At 38.1% G+C, this 22,867-nt stretch carries 21 protein-coding genes; 4 read left to right on the forward strand and 17 right to left on the reverse strand.

Annotated elements, in window-relative coordinates; all coding sequences use genetic code 11:
* Window positions 1-97: 97 nt before the first annotated feature.
* The 11 genes from AAC000_RS08250 to AAC000_RS08300 form a co-directional block, all read right to left on the reverse strand.
* On the reverse strand, window positions 98-1,777 hold the full coding sequence (locus tag AAC000_RS08250; protein WP_339721727.1) for a sulfotransferase: 1,680 nt from the start codon (window positions 1,775-1,777) through the stop codon (window positions 98-100).
* A gap of 144 nt (window positions 1,778-1,921) precedes the next feature.
* Window positions 1,922-3,046, reverse strand: coding sequence for a hypothetical protein (locus AAC000_RS08255; protein ID WP_339721729.1), 1,125 nt, complete (start codon window positions 3,044-3,046; stop codon window positions 1,922-1,924).
* The gene (locus AAC000_RS08260; protein WP_339721731.1) at window positions 3,028-3,522 is read right to left on the reverse strand and encodes a hypothetical protein; all 495 of its coding nucleotides are present in this window, start codon (window positions 3,520-3,522) and stop codon (window positions 3,028-3,030) included. Before AAC000_RS08260 ends, AAC000_RS08255 begins: the two co-directional genes overlap by 19 nt.
* 15 nt (window positions 3,523-3,537) lie before the next feature.
* Complete coding sequence (locus AAC000_RS08265) at window positions 3,538-6,882, reverse strand: carboxypeptidase-like regulatory domain-containing protein (protein ID WP_339721733.1); 3,345 nt, start codon at window positions 6,880-6,882, stop codon at window positions 3,538-3,540.
* Between the two features lie 13 nt (window positions 6,883-6,895).
* The gene (locus tag AAC000_RS08270) at window positions 6,896-7,657 is read right to left on the reverse strand and encodes a hypothetical protein (protein ID WP_339721735.1); all 762 of its coding nucleotides are present in this window, start codon (window positions 7,655-7,657) and stop codon (window positions 6,896-6,898) included.
* Window positions 7,654-8,412 carry a hypothetical protein gene (locus tag AAC000_RS08275; protein WP_339721737.1) on the reverse strand — a complete coding sequence of 253 codons (759 nt, stop codon included), beginning with the start codon at window positions 8,410-8,412 and terminating at the stop codon, window positions 7,654-7,656. The genes AAC000_RS08270 and AAC000_RS08275 overlap by 4 nt, the downstream gene beginning before the upstream one ends.
* 271 nt (window positions 8,413-8,683) lie before the next feature.
* Window positions 8,684-9,325: a hypothetical protein gene (locus tag AAC000_RS08280; protein WP_339721739.1), complete on the reverse strand. Its 642-nt coding sequence runs from the start codon at window positions 9,323-9,325 to the stop codon at window positions 8,684-8,686.
* A gap of 10 nt (window positions 9,326-9,335) precedes the next feature.
* Complete coding sequence (locus tag AAC000_RS08285) at window positions 9,336-10,043, reverse strand: hypothetical protein (protein ID WP_339721741.1); 708 nt, start codon at window positions 10,041-10,043, stop codon at window positions 9,336-9,338.
* Window positions 10,044-10,822: 779 nt separating this feature from the next.
* Window positions 10,823-11,473, reverse strand: coding sequence for a FlgO family outer membrane protein (locus tag AAC000_RS08290; RefSeq protein ID WP_339721743.1), 651 nt, complete (start codon window positions 11,471-11,473; stop codon window positions 10,823-10,825).
* A 54-nt stretch (window positions 11,474-11,527) separates the two neighbouring features.
* Complete coding sequence (locus tag AAC000_RS08295) at window positions 11,528-12,304, reverse strand: FlgO family outer membrane protein (RefSeq protein WP_339721744.1); 777 nt, start codon at window positions 12,302-12,304, stop codon at window positions 11,528-11,530.
* A gap of 138 nt (window positions 12,305-12,442) precedes the next feature.
* On the reverse strand, window positions 12,443-13,048 hold the full coding sequence (locus tag AAC000_RS08300) for a FlgO family outer membrane protein (protein ID WP_339721745.1): 606 nt from the start codon (window positions 13,046-13,048) through the stop codon (window positions 12,443-12,445).
* 228 nt (window positions 13,049-13,276) lie between these two features.
* Here AAC000_RS08300 and AAC000_RS08305 point away from each other — a divergent pair, with 228 nt between their 5' ends.
* A complete protein-coding gene (locus tag AAC000_RS08305; protein ID WP_339721747.1) occupies window positions 13,277-13,900 on the forward strand; it encodes a DoxX family protein in 624 nt (207 codons plus the stop codon).
* A 66-nt stretch (window positions 13,901-13,966) separates the two neighbouring features.
* Window positions 13,967-14,518 carry an NAD(P)H nitroreductase gene (locus AAC000_RS08310; RefSeq protein ID WP_339721749.1) on the forward strand — a complete coding sequence of 184 codons (552 nt, stop codon included), beginning with the start codon at window positions 13,967-13,969 and terminating at the stop codon, window positions 14,516-14,518.
* Between the two features lie 145 nt (window positions 14,519-14,663).
* On the opposite strand, the gene AAC000_RS08315 is transcribed toward AAC000_RS08310, so the two are convergent.
* From AAC000_RS08315 to AAC000_RS08330, 4 genes are all read right to left on the reverse strand, one after another.
* Entirely contained in the window at window positions 14,664-15,695 is a 1,032-nt protein-coding gene (locus tag AAC000_RS08315) for a GGDEF domain-containing protein (protein WP_339721750.1), read from the reverse strand.
* A gap of 200 nt (window positions 15,696-15,895) precedes the next feature.
* Window positions 15,896-17,230 carry a DEAD/DEAH box helicase gene (locus AAC000_RS08320; protein WP_339721751.1) on the reverse strand — a complete coding sequence of 445 codons (1,335 nt, stop codon included), beginning with the start codon at window positions 17,228-17,230 and terminating at the stop codon, window positions 15,896-15,898.
* Between the two features lie 67 nt (window positions 17,231-17,297).
* On the reverse strand, window positions 17,298-17,954 hold the full coding sequence (locus tag AAC000_RS08325; RefSeq protein ID WP_339721752.1) for a 3-oxoacid CoA-transferase subunit B: 657 nt from the start codon (window positions 17,952-17,954) through the stop codon (window positions 17,298-17,300).
* 9 nt (window positions 17,955-17,963) lie between these two features.
* On the reverse strand, window positions 17,964-18,677 hold the full coding sequence (locus AAC000_RS08330; RefSeq protein ID WP_339721754.1) for a CoA transferase subunit A: 714 nt from the start codon (window positions 18,675-18,677) through the stop codon (window positions 17,964-17,966).
* Window positions 18,678-18,847: 170 nt separating this feature from the next.
* On the opposite strand from AAC000_RS08330, the gene AAC000_RS08335 reads away from it, so the two are divergent.
* The gene (locus AAC000_RS08335) at window positions 18,848-19,747 is read left to right on the forward strand and encodes a LysR family transcriptional regulator (protein ID WP_339721755.1); all 900 of its coding nucleotides are present in this window, start codon (window positions 18,848-18,850) and stop codon (window positions 19,745-19,747) included.
* Window positions 19,748-19,780: 33 nt separating this feature from the next.
* Here the strand turns inward: AAC000_RS08335 and AAC000_RS08340 are convergent, their stop codons facing one another.
* Both AAC000_RS08340 and AAC000_RS08345 read right to left on the reverse strand, forming a co-directional pair.
* A complete protein-coding gene (locus tag AAC000_RS08340) occupies window positions 19,781-20,548 on the reverse strand; it encodes a hypothetical protein (RefSeq protein WP_339721756.1) in 768 nt (255 codons plus the stop codon).
* Window positions 20,549-20,606: 58 nt separating this feature from the next.
* Window positions 20,607-21,299: an ATP-binding protein gene (locus AAC000_RS08345; protein WP_339721757.1), complete on the reverse strand. Its 693-nt coding sequence runs from the start codon at window positions 21,297-21,299 to the stop codon at window positions 20,607-20,609.
* Window positions 21,300-21,551: 252 nt separating this feature from the next.
* Here AAC000_RS08345 and cysB point away from each other — a divergent pair, with 252 nt between their 5' ends.
* Window positions 21,552-22,526 carry an HTH-type transcriptional regulator CysB gene (gene cysB / locus AAC000_RS08350; protein ID WP_339721759.1) on the forward strand — a complete coding sequence of 325 codons (975 nt, stop codon included), beginning with the start codon at window positions 21,552-21,554 and terminating at the stop codon, window positions 22,524-22,526.
* Window positions 22,527-22,867: the final 341 nt, after the last annotated feature.

The raw sequence follows: 22,867 nt of genomic DNA on the forward strand, positions 1-22,867 counted from the left end.
CTTATTCAGTCAATTCTTAATGTCTTAAATAACATTTAAAATCCGATAATAAGGCCGAGTTATGGCGTAAATGACACGAATTCTGGAGCATCTTTGATTAAAAATTATACCCAAATTTTTCTATAAAATAACTGAGTTTTTCTTTGTAATGAACTAAGTGTTTATCGTAATTTTTCCATTTATACATAGATGAAGTATATAAAGGCTGATTCGTTTGACCTCGAGAGGCAGTGTTCACGAATTTATTATTTGCATGTTGATGGAAAGACAAATAATCGTCGTTAGGTATCACCTGCATATAATTAAACACTTTGGTCATCTCGCCTTTAATATCAGTGATTAAATCTTCATATCGAATAAAATGAGGCTGAATCGATAATTCATTTTGATATCTTTCAAGTAAGGTAAATACATTGATGTAACGATTAACAATATCATCCATAGTCACTAGATGATTGTTATAATAATTACTTATAAATTGAGTTTGAAAACAACTCATGCAAACATCTAAAGGGTGTCGTAAAGTTATAATTAGTTTGGCTGCCGGAAAAACTCGCCTAATAAAAGGTATCGCTTCTGTTAAATGCGGGTCTTTTTCAACAATTAAACCCGATTCAGGTATATGGTATCCCTGTTCATTTATGTGTTGAAGATAGCGTTGTCTTAGTAAATTGGTTTCCTTAGTGTTTAATTTATATATGTCGAGAGGATAATGTTTAAACGTTTTAAAGGTTTTCATTAAATGTGTGGAAAGGTCGTTTTCACTCAAGACCAACATGTTATCTTGAGTATCTAAAATATTATCCAATAAAGTCGTTCCTGAACGAGGAAACCCCATAATAAAGGTATTCTTGCAACCATAACTGTCATTATTAGGCTGCAGAGCCTTGGTCAATTTAGGCAGGGTGGCATTGAACAATTCAATAAAATTAGGCTCGTCTTTGTTATCACTTTTTGTTAGTTCTGATTTTTTTGCTTTAGAGGCGTCAATTAACGCTGAAAACTCTTTATCATAGTCTCCTCTTAATTGAGCTAACTTCGCTTCAAAATAAGACGCATCCCAGCGGGACAATGTATGCTTTTGTTGCTGCCAATAATGCTGGGCCGCAGTTGTATCTTTTTGAGTGAGTAGTAGGGATAGTTTTAGAGAGGTAGTGTTACAACCAAATTTATCGATAATAAATTTTATAGTTGTATCGGCTAACTGAAAAAGTTCAGTATTGATAAAAAAGTCAATAATGATGCCAAGCTGTTTTAGGTTAAACTCGTTATAGTGATCAGGCGCTTTGAGTAAACGCTTTATTAACAAATTTTTATTACCCTGTTTAGATGCTAATTCAATTAATATAAAGCTAACAGGGGCCCTAAACATTTGCCACTGTAATAATATTTCAGCTAACTCTTCTACTTTCACGAACATTTTCTCATGAAAGTACAATAATAATAGATGGTAAATAGCCTCTGCGTTATCTTCACTACTATCACAGCATACTGATTTTTCGGAATATTCAAGTTCCATTTTTTTATCTTTAATATGCTGGCTACATATTCTTATGATATTAGACGCATCTTTTACATAAGCTTTTTCATCTGTTTTATTTATCAACTTTTTGGCGGCTATTATCGCTTTTACGTAGCTTCCAAGATTGAACTCGACCATCATCAGTAACTTTAAACTATCTTTGCAGGGCGATTTATCTTTGATTAACAGTTTTGCGGCTTTAGGTAATTGTTTTTGATTATAAAGCTGCATTGCTTTTATTAAGTTAGTAGTCAAAAGAGTCCCCATCAATCAATTTTTTATCACGACACTTTATAAGTAGTTCATAGGTTACTAGTTAATTTTTACACGCTTCGCAACATGATTTTCAATACCTTTAACGGTTTAAATCTTTAACAATTATGAAGTGAATATTTATTCTTACACTTTATTCATATTCTGTCCGCGTTTGAGGTGTTCAATATTACAACTAGCAATATCGGATAGGGGATAGGTTTTATTCGGCACCGTTTTTACAAAATAAAACGATTCTGGGACGGTAAACAAATATCCTGGTTGCGGGTAAAGATTCAAGCCATCAACTTCAACTCTAGCTTGAGCTATCAGTTTTAGGGTTGCTTGATTGTTTTCTAGGGCTTCAATCACCCCAAAGCTATTATCAGAAAAACTACAGGCGATTGAGCCAACCTGAATTGTATTTTGTTTTGCTTGCTCCCAATTAACACTGATGACTGGGGCTGTTTCTGTCTTACTTAACAACTTATTATAAAATAATTCATCTGGTGTCAAAATGTTGGAGCTCCAATCTTCATCAGGCATCCTAAAATTATTATCAACATTAATTTCAGCTTCAGTATCAAACTGCCATTCGTTAGGTAGACTAGCAGTTAGATCTTCTAAAAAGGTTGAACTTAAACGATCTTCTATGGGGGATATAAAGCCACTTTTTGAAAAAGCTAATAACTTGGCTTCCGTAATATCCGTTTCTAATTGTTCGATAAATTCTGACAACGAATTAAAAGCCAGGTTACGATTCAGCATCAAAGTTAGGTATTTCTTCAAGATGTCTGGGGAGCTAGCTCGATAATACGCCAAGGTTTCATTCAATCTTGTTAATCTACCGTAAAATTCAAAAAAACGACCTTCTTCTTCATAGAAAAAACTTGATAATTGTGTTTTTGGTTTAACAAAGTTCGAATCATATAAACCTAATTTTTCGCAGCGTTTACCACAAGCAAATTTTTCAGCGAATTTAGGAGATAACAAGTCAATTTCGGTTTGATTTGCGTTACGATTCAATTGAACTTTTATTATTGAGTAAGTTGTTTCATCTCCGTTTTGACTAATTTGTACCCCAGCAGTAACGGTTAAACCCAAGTATTTTAATTCATTGCCCGCGTAACGAGCTAATTCTTGCCACTTTACAACTTCTTCGGCATGCTCTTGCCCTATCTTCTCGATCTTAGACTGACATCCAATAAATAATAAGCTAAAAATTAAAAGTGCATATTTAAGAACCATAGTATTTAAGGTGTATCTTCCCATACTATTCCAGCCTCCATTTCTATTTGATGCGACATATCTGGATTAAAATATGTGTTAGATAAAATAATTTGGCCACCAAATTTGATATCAATCCTGCCCATTGTGCCACTGTTAACAACATGAACCTGACCAGGCACAATATCAATATCGTCTACATCTGAAGTTAATTTTCCGGCGGGTGTAAAAAACAGCCCATCTCCATTAGAGGGGAGCCTTGAGTTAACTTGGATGTTTACATTCGTCCCTGGAATGGCAATTATCCGATAATGGGCTATTTTTCCTTCTTCATTACTTATACACATTTGTGATCCAGACAAATCTGTTACTTGCCCATCAAGATCCATCTCGCAACTGCCTGTTATTGGCAAAAACTCAGAAAAATCGAGTTCACTCATGGGTATTACATAGGTTTCTGCAAAACTCAATTTAGAAAACAAACCTAATACAAAGGTTAATATATACAGGTTAAATTTCATCGTAATTCTCCAACACTACTTACTCCAAATAGGTTCAAGGTAATTTGTCGCATTAACAATAAAACCATCTTTTTCAGCTGTTTTTAAGTATTCTGTCGCAGCTCTTTGGTTTGGTAGTACTTCACTGACCAAACAATAAAAGGACTCTCCTTTAACAAGCTTATGTAGAATGTGAAGTTGTTCAGTATTTGGGAAAGTTTTAGCTAAGGCTTTAGCTGTTGCTAAACTCTTAAGTGCCGAAAATTGGATTACGTATCCGGAGCTCAGATCCAAGGTTTTATCTTGCTGTTCAATAATGGCATCGTTCGTAGGAATAGTCTCAGCCGGCGATGGCGAAAGGTCTGCATCGTTAACCATACTGTCAGGTTCTAAAGGTTCTAAAGGCGCTAATACTACAGGGGCATTCTGTTTATTTAGAACCTTTGTGGGTTCTTGTTCAGCGATATTTGAATCTGTAACTTCTTGGGAATTGACATCATTCATTCTTATTGGAAGTGCAGGAGGTCTGGTTGAAAACGGTTGTAACTGCTGAGAACTTGCGGCCGCCGCTGCTAACTTATTTCTTAACTCTTTGCGCTCTTGCTCTGTTCTTTGCATTTTAACTTCTTTAAATACAGCAAGATTTAATTTGTCTGATGAATAGGGGGCTTGCATGCCACCTTTGGGGGGCAAGTGAATTAATTTATCATTATCGGTGTTAAGTAGTGGCTCATAATTACTTTCGTCTAAGAGTATTTTGGTTAACTTATTAGCCCCAATACTCCCAGACTCGCTTCGAGATAACTCTATGTTTGGTAGAAGCACAAAACCACCCTTTAATGGACTAGTAAATTCAAATCCACCTACTTCAGCTTGCAGCCCTTTTTCTTCTAAATATTTTTTATCTACATAGATATTATACTTGCCAGGTAGTAAATCGACAAAACTAGCATATCCATCAAAATCGGTTTCGAGGGCGTAATTATCTCCAGTTGAGGTGTTGCTCGCAATTAATGGAACATTGGCCAAAGTTACTGCTTGACCGCCATTTGCTATAACAACAAAAAGCTCTACTTCAGTGGTTAGGTAAAAGGGTAAATTAACCCGTTGCAAAGATCCTGGGTGACTATAAATCATATAATCATTATTAATTGTCGTGCCACCTGTCTTCCAGTTTGCTGTTAATGCCGTGATTCCACTTTTTGCTCCAAATAATCTGGCTCGACCATCTTGGTTTGTTTCAACGTCTTCCCAGTATGGGCCTCCCGAAAATGTTACTCCAGCCAAGTCATAATCTAATACATCTGGTATGCCATTAAGCTGACGATCTAAATAAGTATGAGCATCTAAAGATCCAGAGCCCCTCAATGTGTTACTACTGAATACCATTTCATTATTAAAGTAGTCATAACCAAAATTAACCGCGATTCCAGCCGTCAAACTCCATTGATCATTAGAGTTATATTGAGTTCTAAGGGTAAACTGGTGTGTCGGTTTATTGACAGCTAGGTTGTAACCAACAGACCAAAGGTTTTCTTTGAAAAAAGAACTATTGGATGCATTAAAAGTATGGTTATATGCCCCTGTTCTATAGTTATACAATACACTTGCAGATACCTGGTCTGGGTCAATGCTATCTTCGCCACTAATATCGTAGGGAATGGTAGCGACAAAGCGCAGGGTAGTATTGACTCTTGTCGACAAGCTTAATGAACCCAAAAAGCGGTCTTCAATATCATTTCTACGAGTATAGTTAAGTAAATTAGTCACATTTAGATATCGGTTAAAAAAGCTAAATCGATACTGTAGGCTTTCAATTTTCAATGAGCCATATTCGTCATTCTCATAACTAAAATTATTTACGGTTTCTCCTAACTTGATATTGTAGTTTGCCGCAAAGCTAGACTCGTCGGAGAGTGCTTCATTTTCTTCATCGTTCCACCGTGAATCATATCTCAACGTGAAATTATCATTGTTAAAAAACGAAGTAGCGAGAGAAGTCGCTTGTGTAATATTATTTGAGTTAATGGCGGTATTATTTTGAAAAAACCAGCCAGGAAAAGTGACTTGGTTGGAAATACGATAAGACTCATTGCCTCCATTAGGGTTGTTAATATCGTTTAAATCAACACTTAAACCCAGTTGCCAATTATTGAATAGTCCAATGTTAAAGCGGGCACCAATTGCATCAATGTCGAATTCTGACAGGTTAATGTCCAATAAAGAACTATCATTTTCTTTAATCGACAACCCATAAGAATAGTCACCTTGTCCTAAACTGTTGTTTCTGACGCTAACCTGCTCAATGAGGGTTTCTTGTTCACCAAATGGTCCGTAAAGAACTATTTTAAATTCATTGGCACCGTAGTAAACCTCGAGATTATTAAACTCCATTAACCCGTCGGCAGGTACAACTCTGGTTTCGAGAAATACACCATTATGGTAAACATCGGCATCCCAGCCAGGTCTGGCTGTTTTTGAGAAACTGGTTGTCATATTTTCGTTATAGTTGTCTTTCACGTTGGCCGAAAAATTAATACCTACTCCTCGGGAAGAGCCTGTGGTTAAAGAAGATTGCCTAAGATACAAATCGCCCACGCTGTAGGTGTCCCAAATACCTAATATTTTATCCCCAGTAAATTGAGGATAACGAGAGAGTAGTATTCTAGAGTTTGTTTCATCGTCACTGCGATTTAACGTAATACTTGCTGAGTGGTAGGCTAAGTCAGACTCCATTTGAAGGTTTGCATCATATCTTTCTGACCTATCGTTTACTTGATATTCAACGCTTGCATAACCGGTAGGTACCGTTGCTAATCTATATTCATCTTTAATGGTAATGACAGTATCAGAAGCTGATTGTTGATCAGAGTCAGGACGGTCAATTACAAAGTTTTTGAGTTTTCGCTGTTTTTGTTGACTCTTAATGGTTCTATACGGAAAATCAGCGGTGTGTCCTGACATATCCATTTTAAGTGTATTGGTGTTGACTGTTACTTGGGTTGAAAATAACTGCTCTAAAATAGATGCTTGTACAAAGACAAAACTTCCATCATAAAACCACTTACCTTTATCATCCTCTTGTTCGGAAAGTTCAAATTCAGTAGTCTTGTCTGCAAAAGTCACAGAAAGTTTATTGCCTATCAAAGAGTATTTAAGTCTTAGCCCTTCAAATAAAGGAGTGATGGCGATGTATAAATTATCCTGATGTATATAGGTATCAATCGATGGGGCGACTTTATTCCCTGAGTCGCTTAAGTCGAGTAGATAAAAGTCTGCTTGCTCAAAGTTAATATTGGACTGTTTATTTAATGTTTGACTGGCTGCGTTAGCACAAAAAACATACAGCAAACATATTAGGCAATGGTATCTATTGAACATGCTACACCCTTAACTATTTAATTAGTTTTTGTATTACCAAATCGCCGCCCATTCTGGGATCTTCGGTCAGCTTTATCTGCAGTGGTGTATTCTGATAGTTGCCTAGCGCAAACTGTAATTTCTTCAAGGGATGTTGGCTATAAACGGATAAATGTTTTTGTTGCGCAACAACCTCACCTGAGTCAGCGTTAATCACTACAATGTCCCCGGTGAGAGAGCGCCGACCACTAATTTTAAGGTCAATATTCAATATATTGTTACTAATTGTCGGGGGGCCAAACTCAGCTTGCAGAGGTAATCTGCCTGTACGCACAATAACTGGCACATTGTGTACTAATGCCGGAATAATGGTTACTGGAAGATTTCTATTTTCTGTTTGTTCAGTGCACTTTATTGCTAATACACCTTGGTATTCGCCATTATCGATACCAGGTTTGCGCCGATACAATAGCTTTACCATTTGGTGTTCTGCAGTGCCTAAAGTGAATCGTCTAGGCGCCAGCCTAACTAAAGGTTTCACACTATTGGCTGTATCCGCTGTTTTGTTTGCTAAGGCTATTAGTCCTTGGTTGTTAATAACAACATCTTTAATTTGTAGTTCACAATGCTGAACTGTAGGGTCCATGTTGTGAACTCGTATAGAAGTCGAATTACTATTCGGATCTAGATACAGTCTTCGGGTACTGATTGAAATACTGTAAGCGTTAATGACTACTGAATTGAGTAATAAAAATAAAATCATAGAGCGAAAAGTGAAGCGAGGGCCTTTCATCATAATTCCCCTTCTAAAGGTAAGATAAACTCTTGGTTAAAATTTTCTCCTCCCGTTTCTTGAAATACAATTTTCATATTTGTCTTGGTTGACTCGGGCAGATTGAAACTGAAATCTTTGAATTTCATTTCTGGGTAAATCACCACGTTTTTCTGCAAAAGTTTGATCTTTTCACCTTGAGTATTGACTAAGTTTAAATCTCCATATACTGAGCGAGTACCTTGATGCTGTATTCGAAAACTTATTTTTTTCGCTTGTTGTTTAACTTGACTAAAAGTAAGGCTGGCTTGCAAGTCCGAAGGCTTACCTGTACGAATCACAAGTGGAACAGAATGCACAATAATAGGTGAAAAATTGATGCCCTCATTTTCGTTTTTATATATTTCAAGGCACTTAATGTTTGCATAAGTGCGGTATTCGGCTGGTCTGTCATTTATTTGACGTTGATAACTAAATGCAACATATTGTGTTGTTTTAGGTTTTATAGTGAATTGTCTCGGGGAATAACGTAAACGTTTTTGTGCTGGTGCTGATAGTGCAATTTTCTGTTCGTTGGATAACGGTTTAACTTCTCCACCCCCTTCAACGTAAGACATATAATCGAATGAGATCTCACATCTTTCTGAATAGGGGTTGCTATTTTTAACCATAAACTTCTGCTGGCGATGCTCACTATCTAAATAAATACGATAGGTACTGATCGACCCTGCATAGCTTTGAATACTGAACAAACAACTTAATAAGAGCCACTTTTTCATTGTTACCTCAAAAAAATTCTACAACTTTACATTTTTTTAATACAAAGCAAAAAGTAAACCAGCTTTACATTATTTGAATAAATAATTGTTCTAATTAGGAAGTGGCGTTTCGATTTTAGTTTTTATAAAGAATGGGCTGAGTAGAATTAAATTAAACTTTGATTTTAGATAACACAAGTTGACATTTGTTACTAAGAGAACATAAAAAAACTCGTTTCCATGTAAATGGAAACGAGTTTTTATCTAAGGCTATTAAAATACTTAATTTATGTTACTGGTATACAACATTTAAGTTAAAGTCAGTTGCATATGCATCACCAGCATTAAGAGCTGCAAAGTTGGTAATAGTACCACCAACGATAGCTCTATTGGTGCCCGCTTGCGCGTATGCTGTTAGTGATGTAGATGAATTAACAAGCGCATCAGTAGTAGTGTTTAGAGTTTCTCGTGTGAAATTACCACCTGCTTCATCTAAATCTGTAACATAACCCACTGGCTCAAAGCTAATATCGGTTGCTGTACCTGTTGTTACAGAAACGGTAATGTTTGCATCGGCAAATGAAGTGATTTCATAGATTCCGACTTGGCCGTCATCAGCACCAGAACACGACCCAGATAATTCACCAACTGAATTTTGAGCTAAAGTAGCAGAACTAAAAATAGTACTATTAGTTGAGTCAACTCCTTCTTGAGCCGGCGTTAGTGCTGTTCCAGCACTGGTACTCATTGTACAAGTATCGGCTAAAGTTAATGAAAGAACCGCTCCAAAATCCATTGGTGTTATTTCAGCAATAGTGATTACAGGCAAAGTGGTGAAGTTTAATGGGACATTCACATCTGTTGCCATTGCTGGAGTCATTGCCGCTATTAATAAAAGAGGAGTGGCTTTTTTAAATGTATTAAGTTGTTTCATAGTAGTATTCCTATTCATAAGTTACTTGAACAAGTATGTTGTCGGAGATAATAGTGCCTTGGCCTAAATCAGCACTTAAGGTAATAGAACCGGCAAGTATCATACGTGTTTTACCTGACATTGCTGCATAACCTGTCGCGGTATTAGGTAATTCATCAACTGTAGCTGAAGCTCCGTCGACTTGTGTGAGTGACATGCCCACACCCGTAACAGTATTAGAGGTTAATGGTTGGCAAATATCTAGGATATCATTGCCTCTATCGAAATCTACAACACAACTTTCAGCAGTTGGTGTATACACCCAGCCTGTACCTGTAACATCAGGAACTGAAACAGTCACTGTTGAAGCATCAGCACCATCTATTTCAAGGACAATAGCTTCGCCATTTGCTCCATTTATGCAGGCGTTTCCAGTTAATGCAGTGGCTGTGATTAAATTACCAGAGTTTGGATTTGATGCATCACCAATCGCGTCAAATAACATGTCAGCGTCATCAACATCGCTTATGCCTGCCATTATGCAAGACTCTCCGCTTTTGTTGCCGATAACACCAGTGCCGAATGACACTTGGGTTCCAACAACTGTTGACACGGCTACATCTGGTACAGCTTCTGCTGAAACAACGAATAAATCCGCACTAGCATTAAAGGTAATACCTGTGCCTAATATCAAAGCACCTGCTAGTAGCGTTTTCTTAAATCTTTGTGTTGGTTGCATAGCAACGCTCCTATTTAACAAAGTTACAAAGTTGAGTTAATTGTAAAAGCTTTAAATAGCGGTGTAGCTATGCTCTCAATTAACAATTATTATAACGCTAAAGCTTAGTATTAACCTTAACGACTATCTTGAGTTTATCTTTAGTAAAATAGAGGAAGCCACCGCAAGTTACTAATTGTAAACCAATTAAAACTTGCTGCCCCTACACCACTCTACGTGCAGGGTATTATCTCTCTTACCTACTTATCGGCAGTATGCCATCAAGATTTAATTTTTTTTTAAGAAAAACTGAATGAAACGTTTTTTGATAACAATATCAATTCTTTGAAATTCTCAAGTTGTTGTTATAATTGAATTTTATGTTTGAGCTCTCTGTGCTTTTCTTGCCACTTAGATAATTCCCCAAAACTATAAAAATGGACTGTATTAGGTAACTTCAGACACTTTCATCAACAACTTGCGTTTCATTACTCTAAAACTAACACGATTTTAACTGGTTCGCTCTATAAGTCTATAATGTTGACTAAGCAAATAAACTGACTATTAGCAGCAGTTAAGTTAGGTGTTAGCATAGAATAAATTTGGCAAAACTCACTTCCAATCTGAGTTGATTATATTCTACTGTTTTAATCTTTACCGTATTGGTTGTAATTATCACGTATGCAGTTCATTGCCAAGCTAAGGGAAATTGTTTAAATCTTGATGAGTATGGAGAGAGTTTTTATATCCGAACTAGTAAACCAACCTAAGCTTAACCAGCTACCTAGTCCACCAAATAACTAAAGTAAATCTACAACTACTATATTAGGAAAAAACTTTGATGCTGAGGCTATAACAACTTTAGTTTTATAATTAACTATACGTGTATTTAATACCACACCCCCGCGGTTTCTCAGCATAGTGCCGAGTAACACATAACCGATATTGGCATCGTAGTATAACTTCCCATTGCTCTGTGCAAACTCAAAATCACCTTTGTCGTTAATTTCTAAAGCGCCCATTAATTTTTGATCGCTAACTGGTAGGCCAATTGTTTGCAAATCGTTGATAAAATATTCTGCCAACTGATTACCTAAAGTATTAGAAGACTGTAATGGCGAGTCTAAATATACAAAAGAAGCGACCGCTATAGGGGCGTCAACTTGCATGCCTTGCACATCGTTCTGCAAATCAGCTGCCATTTGTGCTGTGTATTCATTTAACATGTTAAAACGCAAGTCAGTATTTTTAGTCGTATTGGAGTTTGATTCCCTCGTTTTATTCTTAACTAGCATATCTTGGCAACTAGAAAAAACGCCTGCGTCGTCGGCGCATAGCTTTGTGCTCTGATTACTTTTAGGCGTATTATTTTTCGATTGATACAAACCGGAGCAAGCACATAATGCTGTACCTAATATGGCTACACCTACTAATTTTGATATCTTTAACATCTTTTTATTCCATATGAATTCAATTGATTAGCTTTATTTTTAATCGCTAATTACTTATTGAATTAAATCAACTTTGTTAGAGGAATAGCGTTTGGCAAACTTAGTCATTGGCTGATTCTGAAGCGTAGGGGGTTCTTTTGTCTCTGCTGCCAACATTATAATTGGATCCGCCACACTATTTGGTATAAAACTTTGCGCAGAAGCAACCACAGCTTGAGATTTAACTCCTACAATTCGCGCGTTGATCAAATATCCATCGGTATTCTTTAGCATAGTGCCACCGACTATGTAGCGCGCCGGCATCTCACCGCTGAAATCTTCGTAGTCTTTACTAAAGGCAAAGTCGCCTTGTTCTGTGACTCTGATATAACCAGTAGTTTTAAAGTCAATCACGGGGATGCCAAACTTATGGACTTCATGGATCAAGCTTTCGGCTATTTGTATGCCTAACAAATTGGCGTCATTGTAATCACTGTCTAACATCACAAAACTGACTACAGCAACGGGGGTAGTGGAGTTTACGTATTGCAGATTAGCCACTAAGTCTTGCATTAAGCCCCGAACGTAATAATTAATATTATGCTCTTTAGAGTTTTGAAGGCTTTGTTTTAAATTAACGCCAGTAGCGATATCATTTTGTTGTTGAAAATTTTGTTTGAATTGCTTCTGAAAACTCACACTGGAAGCCAAAGGCGAATCATCACTAAGAGCTTGTGAAACATCAGTATCTTGTGTTTGTTCCTGAGTATTGGCTATTTCTTCAGTAGGTGTAAATGCAGCGCAACTACTTAAGGCTAATACTGCCAAGAGACTGAAATTTTTTGCTGCCATGTTGCAGTTCCTCAAATGAGATGTAATGGGCCACTTAGGGCGCTATATACCTAAGCTAAGCAAATAAAGTGCCAAGCAAAAGTTTCTAAAAATCACCAAGTTACAAAGGTTAATATCGGCACGTGTTCAATACACAATTTAGTATGAGTTACGGTATATCTGATTGTGTTTCATGTTTACTTTGGTTGCACTCCACATAGCATCATTTGGCACATAATCTGTAGCGGCTGCGAGCACGATGTTTTCTGGTACTTGAATTAACCTGATGTTGACCATAGTGCTGTTTTCTTGCAGTGTGTAGGTACCTGTCAAAAAATAGTCTGCAGTAATACTCGGAGTGAGTTCATTCACTTGTCTGCTCAACATTTTATCGGCATGTTCGCTAATTTTTATGTTGGGCATGGTTTTATATTCAACGACTTTTAAACCCGCTTGTGTCACGAAAGTCATTAAACTTTCTTGAATCTGTAAACCCAATGCCATTTCGGTAGGCAAAGGCTCGCCGCTGGAATGCATGGTCGGTAATATTGTGCCGATGGCTATGGTGTTGCTGGTGTTAATGAATTGTGAGGTGCTGAGTAGTTGTCTCGCAAGCTTTTCTACATGCCCATGTAGTGAATTTGATGGATGAACGGTTGTGGCGTTGACAATAGCTAAATCATCATTGTTATCGCCCATTAAGTCCGTCATGGCACAGCCAGATACAGAGGCACCCAGTAGGATCATTAAGCATATAATTCGCATAGAGTTCATTTCTTTAGTTAAAGCTTCGATTGTTTCTCAGCAAAAGCAATATAGGTGCCAATAACGGAATTGGCGTATGTTTTGTATCAGCATTAAGTTATTTTTAATAAACTGCGGAAAGAATTAATTTAGAATCATTACACTAGAACAGTGGCTAAATTAGAATTTAGCGAAATATTTTGAGTATCTACGCCCTCTTATTATGTGAATACATTACTTTGGATAAATATGAACTTAATAAACATGTATACATCTTTGCATAAGATGCTGGATAAAAGTGTCGCTTTTGAAGGGATTGCCCCTTTATTGCTAAGGCTTTATTTAGCACCTGTAATGTTACAAGCAGGTTGGAACAAATATCAGAGCTTTGAAAGCATTGTTGACTGGTTTGGTAACGCCGATTATGGACTAGGATTACCTTTTCCTATGGTGATGGCATTTTTAGCCACGGCAACAGAATTGTTAGGTGGGGTCCTACTAATAATAGGTTTAGCTACACGCTGGATATCTATCCCGTTAATGGTGACTATGTTAGTCGCAGTATTTTCAGTGCATTGGCCAAATGGTTGGGCTGCGATAGCTGATGCCAGTAGTTGGATGTCAGATGGCACCATTATGCTTAACGAAGCAGTAATCACTGCACCTGCTAAATTAGCGGCTGCTAAAGATATTTTGCAAGAGCATGGCAATTATGAATGGCTTACATCGAGTGGAAAATTTGTGGTGCTTAATAATGGTATTGAATTTGCGATGACGTATTTTATCATGTTGTTTTCATTGTTTTTCACTGGTGCAGGCAAGTACACCAGTGTCGATTATTTTCTTGCTAAAAAATATTTAGTGAATAACTAAAAAACATCGGCACGTTAGCGTAATTTTGATTAGCATAAGGCAAAATTTGGATTAAAGGATAACTTCATGCAAGCGCTAGATTTATTACTCAACCGTAGCTCGCAACCTCGCTTACATTCTCCGGCTCCTGAAGGTCAAGCGTTAGAAAATATTAAACAAGCCGCATTACGTGCTCCTGATCATGCTTGCTTAACACCCTGGAAGTTTGTGGTTTGCCAAAAACTGGGATTAAAACGTCTAGGGGATATCTTTGAGCAGGCCGCTATTTCTGCAGATAAGAGTGAAAAAGAAATTGAGCGCGCACCTCAATTACCATTGCGCGCGCCTATGGTCATTGTGGTGATAGCCAAATACACTAAACATGACAAAGTGCCATGGGTAGAACAGGTCGCTTCAGCTTCTTGTGCGGTGCATGCTATGCAAATGGCTGCGGTCGCCCAAGGTTTTTCCGGTGTCTGGCGCACCGGTAGTTATGCCCAAGATCCTATCGTAAAACAGGCATTTGATTTATCAGAACAAGATGAAATAGTGGGGTTTCTATATTTAGGCTCGTCGGATATTACACCTTTACCTAAGCCTAAAAGGGATAGCGCAGCGTTTTTCGAAAATTGGGATTAATGGGTAAAAAATAAAAGTATTTGAAGCGCAGGTGACAAGGTGCGAAGCACTCACAGAGAAAAGTAGTTAGATGGTCAAATAGAAACTGGGTTACCACATACCTAAAATATCTAGCCTTTAAACTCCGAATGCTCTTCGATGACTCTTAGTTTGCTGCTTTCTTAACTTGGTTTCTACCCTCATTTTTAGCCGCATAAAGGGCCTGATCGGCTCTTTCCATGATATGACTTAAACTCTCATCATCTCTTTTTTGTGCAACACCAAATGAAGCGGTGATTGGCGGTATTTTTTCTCCAGTACGTTTGCTGCTATAGGGCATTGAGGCGAGTTTAGCTCTAATTCTTTCGGCTATGATCTGTGCTTGTTCAAGATCTAAATGTGGACATAAAAGTGCAAACTCTTCTCCCCCAAGTCGCACCGGAATAACAGGGTCCTGACATTTTTTTTTCAACAATTGACCGATGTATTTAAGGATTTGATCTCCCACTAGGTGACCATGTGTATCATTAAAGGCTTTAAATTTATCTAAATCCATCATGATTAGAGTGATAGTGCCTTGATTGTTTTTATCATTTACAAATTGATTGTAATTCGCCTCGAAGACACGCCTATTGAATAGTCCTGTTAGAGGGTCTGTATTGGCTTCTTTTCTACTATTTTCGAGTTCAGTTTTCAACGTGTTAATTTCAGATTGAGCTGCAGACAGTTGCCCCTGAAATTCTTTATTAGCAGTACATATAGCACTGGCATTGGCACTTAATTTATTCAAAACTGGTGCAATGGCCTCATCTAAACTATGGGTGCTAAGTTCGGTTAGATTCTCCATTAACGCTTGAGAATAGCCGTTTGTTTGTTGGGCATTGTGATCCATTGAATCTGATAGATCATCAACCACATGAGAGAATTGTTTCTGGAAAAGAACTAACTTGTCTCTACTGTCATTATCTAAATGATTGATATGCTCCAAGAATAATGTCTCAGAGACGTCAGGAGGACAGGTGCCGTAACGTTCTACGGTTTTATCTAATTCTGTATTTAATGATGGAAAGATCTTGGAATAGTAGCTATACCACAAAGTGTAATTAAGCGGGTTTGGCACAATATTGTGTTTTACCATCATTGGTATAGCCTGGCGTAAATACCCTGCGGCTTCATCTGAACTGTCTGAAAATTTCATAACTACTCACTGAAAAAAATCTATTTAACAAAAAATGAAAAATTCACGGTCGTTCTATTCTATTGTAAAATAACAATAAATCTATCGACTTTACATTATTAATAAGAAGTATTAATTTTTGTAATAGTTAAAAAGTTGAATATTGTGTTCTGTGATTTAACTACTTTTTACTTTCAGTTCGATGATCAGCGCTTCTTTTTCTATTCCTCTACATCATCTTCTGGCTTCAGTTCTACTCTAGGCTTACGCTTCATAGGCATATCACCAGCGTCTTTACCTTGCATGGTTTTAACGCGGTTAGGTGTGTTTTGAGGTTTTTCTTTTTGAGTCACCTTTTTATTGGTCGATTTTTTGCCTGGCGCTACTTTTGCTTTAGCTGGTTTTAAGCCTTTAAATTTAGCTGTTTGGCCTTCAATTTCGCTAAACTCTATGTCTTGTTGCATAAAACTTTTTATAGCTAAAAAGCTAAACCAATCTTTGGGTCCAACAAAGGAAACTGCTTGGCCTTTGTTGCCTGCGCGGCCTGTTCTACCTACTCTATGTACGTATTCATCGGCTAATTTGGGTAAATCAAAGTTGACTACTAGAGCCACGTTAAGTAAGTCCAAACCGCGAGAAGCGATATCGGTTGTGACTAATATGTGGTGCTGACCTCGTCCGAATTCACTCATAATATTATTACGTTGACCTTGGGTGAGATCCCCACTTAGTGCTGCGGCATGTAATCCTTGCTCTTTAAGCAACACTGTTAACCTTTCAGTGTCAGTGCGAGTGGCTGTGAATACTATAATTTGGCGGTATTCTTGTTGATTGATGATATGGGTTAGGAGTGACTCTTTGTGTGTCACGTGATCAGCTAAGTAAAATTTTTGTTGAATGTCTTTGTGTTCTTCACCAGCCGAACCCACACTGATCCGTTGCGGGCCATTTAAGAGGGTTTGGGTTAACTCATGTAAGGCGGCGCTATCCAAAGTCGCAGAAAACATCATGGATTGGCGCTTACGGTGATCGGCTGCTTGATTGATGAGTCTAAGTTCAGACGCAAAACCTAAGTCTAACATTCGGTCTGCTTCATCTAATATTAATAATTCAAGGCCATTGAGAAATAACGATTTGCCTTTAAGATGATCGGCCACTCGGCCTGCTGTACCTACAATAAATTGTGGATGATGTTTTAGGGCCTTCACTTGGTCGTTAAAGTTTTCACCGCCTAATACTAATGCGGCTTTTAGGGGTTGTTTAGCAATCAACCATTTGAGCTGTAAAAATACTTGTTTAGCTAACTCTCTGGTGGGCGCTAAAATCAATACTCTGGGATCGCGGCGGCTCAAAGGTTGTTTGGTTAACACTCTATGTACCGCTGGTAATAAAAACGCCAGTGTTTTGCCTGAGCCGGTTTTAGAAGAGGCAATTAAGTCTTTACCCATTAACCCGTAAGGTATTGCCTTGCTTTGGATTTCAGTGGGTGTGTCTAGCCCTTTAACTTCAAGGGCTTTTAATAAATTGTGATGTATTGGTAAGTCGGTAAATTGCAAAAGTCATGCTCTAAAAACTGATATGAAATCGATTATACTAGGCTGTTGACAATTGTGTCGGTTTATTTCAAAACATCATTTCAGAAACATTGTCACCAATTACCAATTTACCCGCTGTTTTCGATTGAATTTCTTCAACTGATACGCCTGGTGCGCGTTCAACTAGGTGAAAAGCGCCATCTTTCACTTCAAGTACCGCTAAGTCAGTAATGATTTTATTAATACAATTAACGCCTGTTAGTGGCAATGTGCACTGCTTCAATAGTTTAGAGTTGCCGTGTTTATCTGCGTGAGTCATAGTTACAATAATGTTTTGCGCGCCAGCGACTAAATCCATCGCGCCGCCCATTCCTTTGATCAGTTTGCCGGGGATCATCCAAGATGCAATATTACCAAAACAATCCACTTCGAAGGCGCCAAGTACTGTTAAGTCTACATGACCACCACGGATCATCGCAAAACTCTCTGCCGAACTAAAAATTGATGCGCCTGTAGCAGCGGTTACCGTTTCTTTGCCAGCGTTAATCATATCGGCGTCTACTTGTTCTTCAGTGGGATAGGGTCCCATGCCGAGTAAGCCATTTTCTGATTGCAACATGACTTCGATATCATCAGCCACGTAGTTAGCCGCTAGGGTAGGGATACCAATACCTAAGTTGATATAGTGACCATCACCAAATTCTTGTGCTACTCGCATAGCAATTTGTTCTCTACTTAATGACATAATAATGACCTATTGTTTGCTGCTAGCTGATGAAATGATTTTTCGTTCTATACGTTTTTCAAAGTTGCCTACTATTATTCTGTCGACGTATATACCCGGGGTGTGTATTTCGCTTGGAGACAGTTCTCCAGGCTCTACTATTTCTTCTACTTCTAATACTGTAATTTTACCGGCAGTCGCTGCCATAGGATTAAAATTTTGAGCTGTGTGGCGATAAATACAATTACCATAGCGGTCTGCCTTATAGGCTTTAACAATGGCAAAATCTCCGGTAATTGATTCTTCAAGAATGTAATCGCGGCCATTAAACTTTCTAGACTCTTTGCCTTCACCTACTGGGGTACCAAAACCTGTTGCGGTATAAAATGCGGGGATACCGGCACCGCCAGCGCGCATTTTTTCGGCTAAGGTTCCTTGTGGAGTAAGCTCGACTTCAAGCTCTCCATTTAGCAGTTGTTGTTCAAATAAGGCGTTTTCACCAACGTAAGATGACACCATTTTTTTGATTTGTTTGTCTTCAAGTAACAGCCCAAGCCCAAATCCGTCTACCCCACAATTATTTGATACCACTGTTAGGCCTTTAGTCTGCATTTTTTTGATTTGTGCGATTAAGCCTTCAGGGATCCCGCAAAGGCCAAATCCGCCAGCGATGATTGTCATATTGTCTTGTAAGCCGGCCATTGCCGCTTCGTAACTATCTACTACCTTGTTAAAACCTGCCATGATTTGCTCTCAAGTTAAGTGCCAAAAGATAGTTGTTTATGCATATTTCGAGATTGATGGAATAAACAACAGTCCATAGAGTGTAAAAGATACTTTTAAATAGTAAAATCAAATTAATGTCTGTATTAATAGATTTAATCTATTAATTAATATTGTGAACGGGTAGCACTATGTATAACGTATCTTTTCGTCAACTACAGGTTTTTGTCTGTATTGCACAATCTCACACCTTTGCTCAGGCGGCCGAAAAAATGTGTTTATCCCAGCCGGCCCTATCTTCGGCAATTAAAAAGATGGAATCACAATTGGGAGGGTTGCTATTTTCCCGTACCACTCGAAAAGTGGAATTAAGTCCAGAGGGGCGGCAATTTTTACCGGTAGCAGAGCGACTTATTGATGATTGGCAAGAAGCGTTTTCAGACGTGCATAATTTATTTTCATTAGGCAGAGGTAAATTATCAATTGCCGCTATGCCTTCTTTTGCTGCAGGGTTATTGCCTGGTATTTTACAACAGTTTAAAACGGAGTTTCCCAATATTAAGCTGTCGGTGGCTGATGTGGTCATGGAGACAGTAATCAAAGATGTACAGGCTGGAAGAGCGGAAATTGGTTTTGCATTTGAACATGATAAAATGGATGGTCTTGAGTTCCATCCTATCCTGACAGACAATTTTATTGCGGTACTGCCAGTCAATCATCCCTTGAGTGATAATGAAATTTTGTGTTGGTCGCAACTATCATTGTACCCATTTGTGGCTATGAATAAGGGCTCCGCTATTCGTCAATGGATTGATGCGTTTATGGCGATTAATAATTTGTCGTTAAATATAGTAGTAGAAGCAAGTCAACTCGCTACTTTAGGTCAGTTTGTGAAACATGACTTAGGTGTATCTGTTGTTCCGGCTCTATGCCAAGAACAAATGCTCAGCAAAGACTTAGTTTGCCTGCAGATCCATCAAAGTGGTTTAAGCAAAAGAGTAGGGATCATTCGCCAAAAAAATGGCAATTTGTCGTCGGTGGCGTCTTCATTTTGGCAATGGACAGTGAAAAATATTTCTTATTCTGATTAAACTCAGTTGACGATAGCTGAGTTTATAACCCCATCACCATTTTTTCTTCTCTGCAAAAAGTTCGTCGAGTTCGTTTCTCTCTGATTCTTCCTTTTTCGCCACATCTCGGCTATTCACTGATTTTAGACTAGTTTCAATATTGTTTAGTTGTTCTTCTAACTGAGCTTGTCTAGCGACTATAAATTCATCTGGACTAGGCTGCGCCGCGAGTGCACCTATGGCTTTTTCTAAGCATTGCCGTGCTGAGCCTAATTGATTGTTTTTTATCGCGCTTTCTCCGCGCCTGATCAAGGTGTCGACATTGGCTCGTAACTGCAGTCTCTCAAGAAGTTTATCTTCTACTAAAAATACCCGGCTTTCTATTTTGCCCTTTTTAAATTCTGAACGTAACAGCGCCCGCATCGTTTTAATGCCGCGAATAAATTGAATCACTTGTTTATCGCTTTGTGGTAACTGAAAACTCTCTTCAGAAGGAGGCGGCCTATTCACGTCAATGGTTTTTAAACTGCCTTCAACGTTTTTTATCCTGTCGTTGGCTCCTGTTGTGTTATCGCCTAATTGATTGGCTGCTTTCATTGCCCCTAAAATTCTACGCTGCAAAATAAATATCAATCTTTGAGATATGGGTATTTGTTCTGCAGCTAATAAGGCTGTTTCAGTGTTGTCGATAATCGTTTTGAGTTTAGATAATTCGGCTCTGCGATCGTTCTCAATTTTATTTTTGTGTTGTTGCACCGCGTTCACAATAATGCCTACCAGCACTAACGATACAATCAATACTATTATTATTGTAAATACCATAACTCTTTAATTTTCCCACTCTTGCGGTTCAAAAACCCTAATTATACAAGGGCTAAAACTAGGGTAACGTTAGGATAAAAACGCTACCACCTAACTTACCACCATTTTTTAGTGATATTGTGCCCTTAACCTCTTTTTTGGTGTGTGCTTGGGCAATTAATCGCGCAAAAAATAAACCTAAACCTGTTCTTCCTTGACCAATATCGCAGTGCTGCATGTTAATGCTGTGAGCGTCTAACATGCTTTGTGGGTAGCCTGGACCGTCATCCTCTACCTTAAATATTAATTTATCATTTTCTGTGTAGACACTTAGCAGTATCTTTTGTTGGCTATAGCGCATCGAATTTATTAAAACGTCATTTAACAAAATGCCAATTAAATCTGAATCTAGGTACCATACTAAATCGGCAGATTGGTTAACTTCTAAAATCATATTTTTATGACTTAAGTAACTTTCATTTGTTGCCAGTAGATCTTCTATCACATCTTCTATGTGATGTTCGTCAATATTAAGGGGCAAACTGTCTAGTCCCGCTCGGTACAATGAAAGTAATTGTACTAACCCGGTATTCAGTCTTGCTGCTTCATAATGGGCCGATGCCAAATGTTCTCGAGATTTAGGGTCTGTTTCTTTTAGACTTTGCCCTAAATTTTCTATCGACTGCATTAACAAGCACAAAGAGTTTTTCATGTCATGTACGGCAGAGCCTAATACAGTGGAAAAATCGATTAATTCATCTTCTTTAGGCATTGCCCATTCCTATTGCGTAAATTAACAGTAAAAACATAGAGTTGAACGTGAAAAAAGACAGTTCGATACTTGCATCTTATCAGACCTTTTTAATGATTTGATATTTGATTTCGTCGTTGATTTAGCTTTTTAAGTGGATTCGATTTGATATAACTAGAACATTATTTTAAAAAAAAATGGAATTCACCTTGTTAAAGTTATATAACGTTTTAATATATAAAAACTCCCTAGGTTAACAAGCAAGGCTAAGACATGAAATTACAGCAACTCCGATATATTGTTGAGGTACTCAACAATAATTTAAACGTCTCGGCTACAGCAGAAAGCTTGTACACCTCACAACCTGGGATCAGTAAACAAGTGCGTATGTTAGAAGATGAGCTAGGTGTACAAATTTTTGGCCGTAGTGGCAAACATCTTACTCATGTGACTGAAGCTGGCCAAGATGTCATCAATATTTCCCGCGAAATATTAGCTAAAGTAGAAAGCATTAAAGCTGTATCACGTGAGCACACTCTGCCTGATCAAGGTAAGTTGAATATTGCCACCACTCACACTCAAGCTAGGTACGCCTTGCCAGAAGTGATTAAAGGCTTTATGAACAAGTATTCAAAAGTCTCATTACATATGCATCAAGGTACACCTTCACAAATTAGTGATCTCGCTGCAAAGGGCGAAGCTGATTTTGCTATTGCTACTGAGTCGTTGCATTTATATAACGACTTAGTGATGTTGCCTTGTTATCACTGGAATCGCAGTATCATTGTTAACCGTGATCATCCCTTAGCGAAAAAGACCAGCCTTACCATAGAAGATATTGCTGAGTACAACTTAGTCACTTATGTGTTTGGTTTTACTGGACGCTCTTCGTTAGATCAAGCCTTTAGCAGCGCAGGTATTGAGCCTAAAATTGTGTTTACTGCCACAGACGCTGACGTGATTAAAACTTATGTAAGGCTTGGCGTTGGCGTTGGCGTGATAGCTTCAATGGCGATTGACGACAAACTAGATTCTGATTTAGTTAAAATCGACGCGAGTCATTTGTTTGAATACAGCACCACTAAGATTGGCTTTAGAAAAGGCTCATTCTTACGCAGCTACATGTATGAATTTATCGAACGTTTTGCGCCGCATCTCACCAAAACAGTAGTAGAAAAAGCCATGATGTTGAAAAACAACGACGAAGTAGAAAAAATGTTCAAAGGCCTGACGTTGCCGGTTAGATAAAAGCAACTACGAGGTAAGAGCAACTTCGAGCTAAAGATCAAAAAAGCGGTGTCATTTGTTAGAGTGACGCCGTTTTTTTTACCCGAATAGTGAACCCCAAAATACTTTGCAAAGCGCAAAGCGCAAAGCGCAAAACGCAAAGCGCAAAGCGCAAAGCGCAAAGCCTAAAACGTCCGTATGTCCACCATGTCATCCTCTTCTTTGAGAATCGGCTGTTTCCGCGTCTACTAAAACTAAAAAAAATCACCACAGAGGACACAGAGAGCACAGAGAAAAGCAAAAATATAGGAGCAGCTTCGTCGAAAAAATCGAAGCTAAAAATCTTAATAATTAATTCGTCT

The sequence above is a fragment of the uncultured Paraglaciecola sp. genome, from assembly GCF_963977085.1.
Lineage (GTDB): Bacteria > Pseudomonadota > Gammaproteobacteria > Enterobacterales > Alteromonadaceae > Paraglaciecola.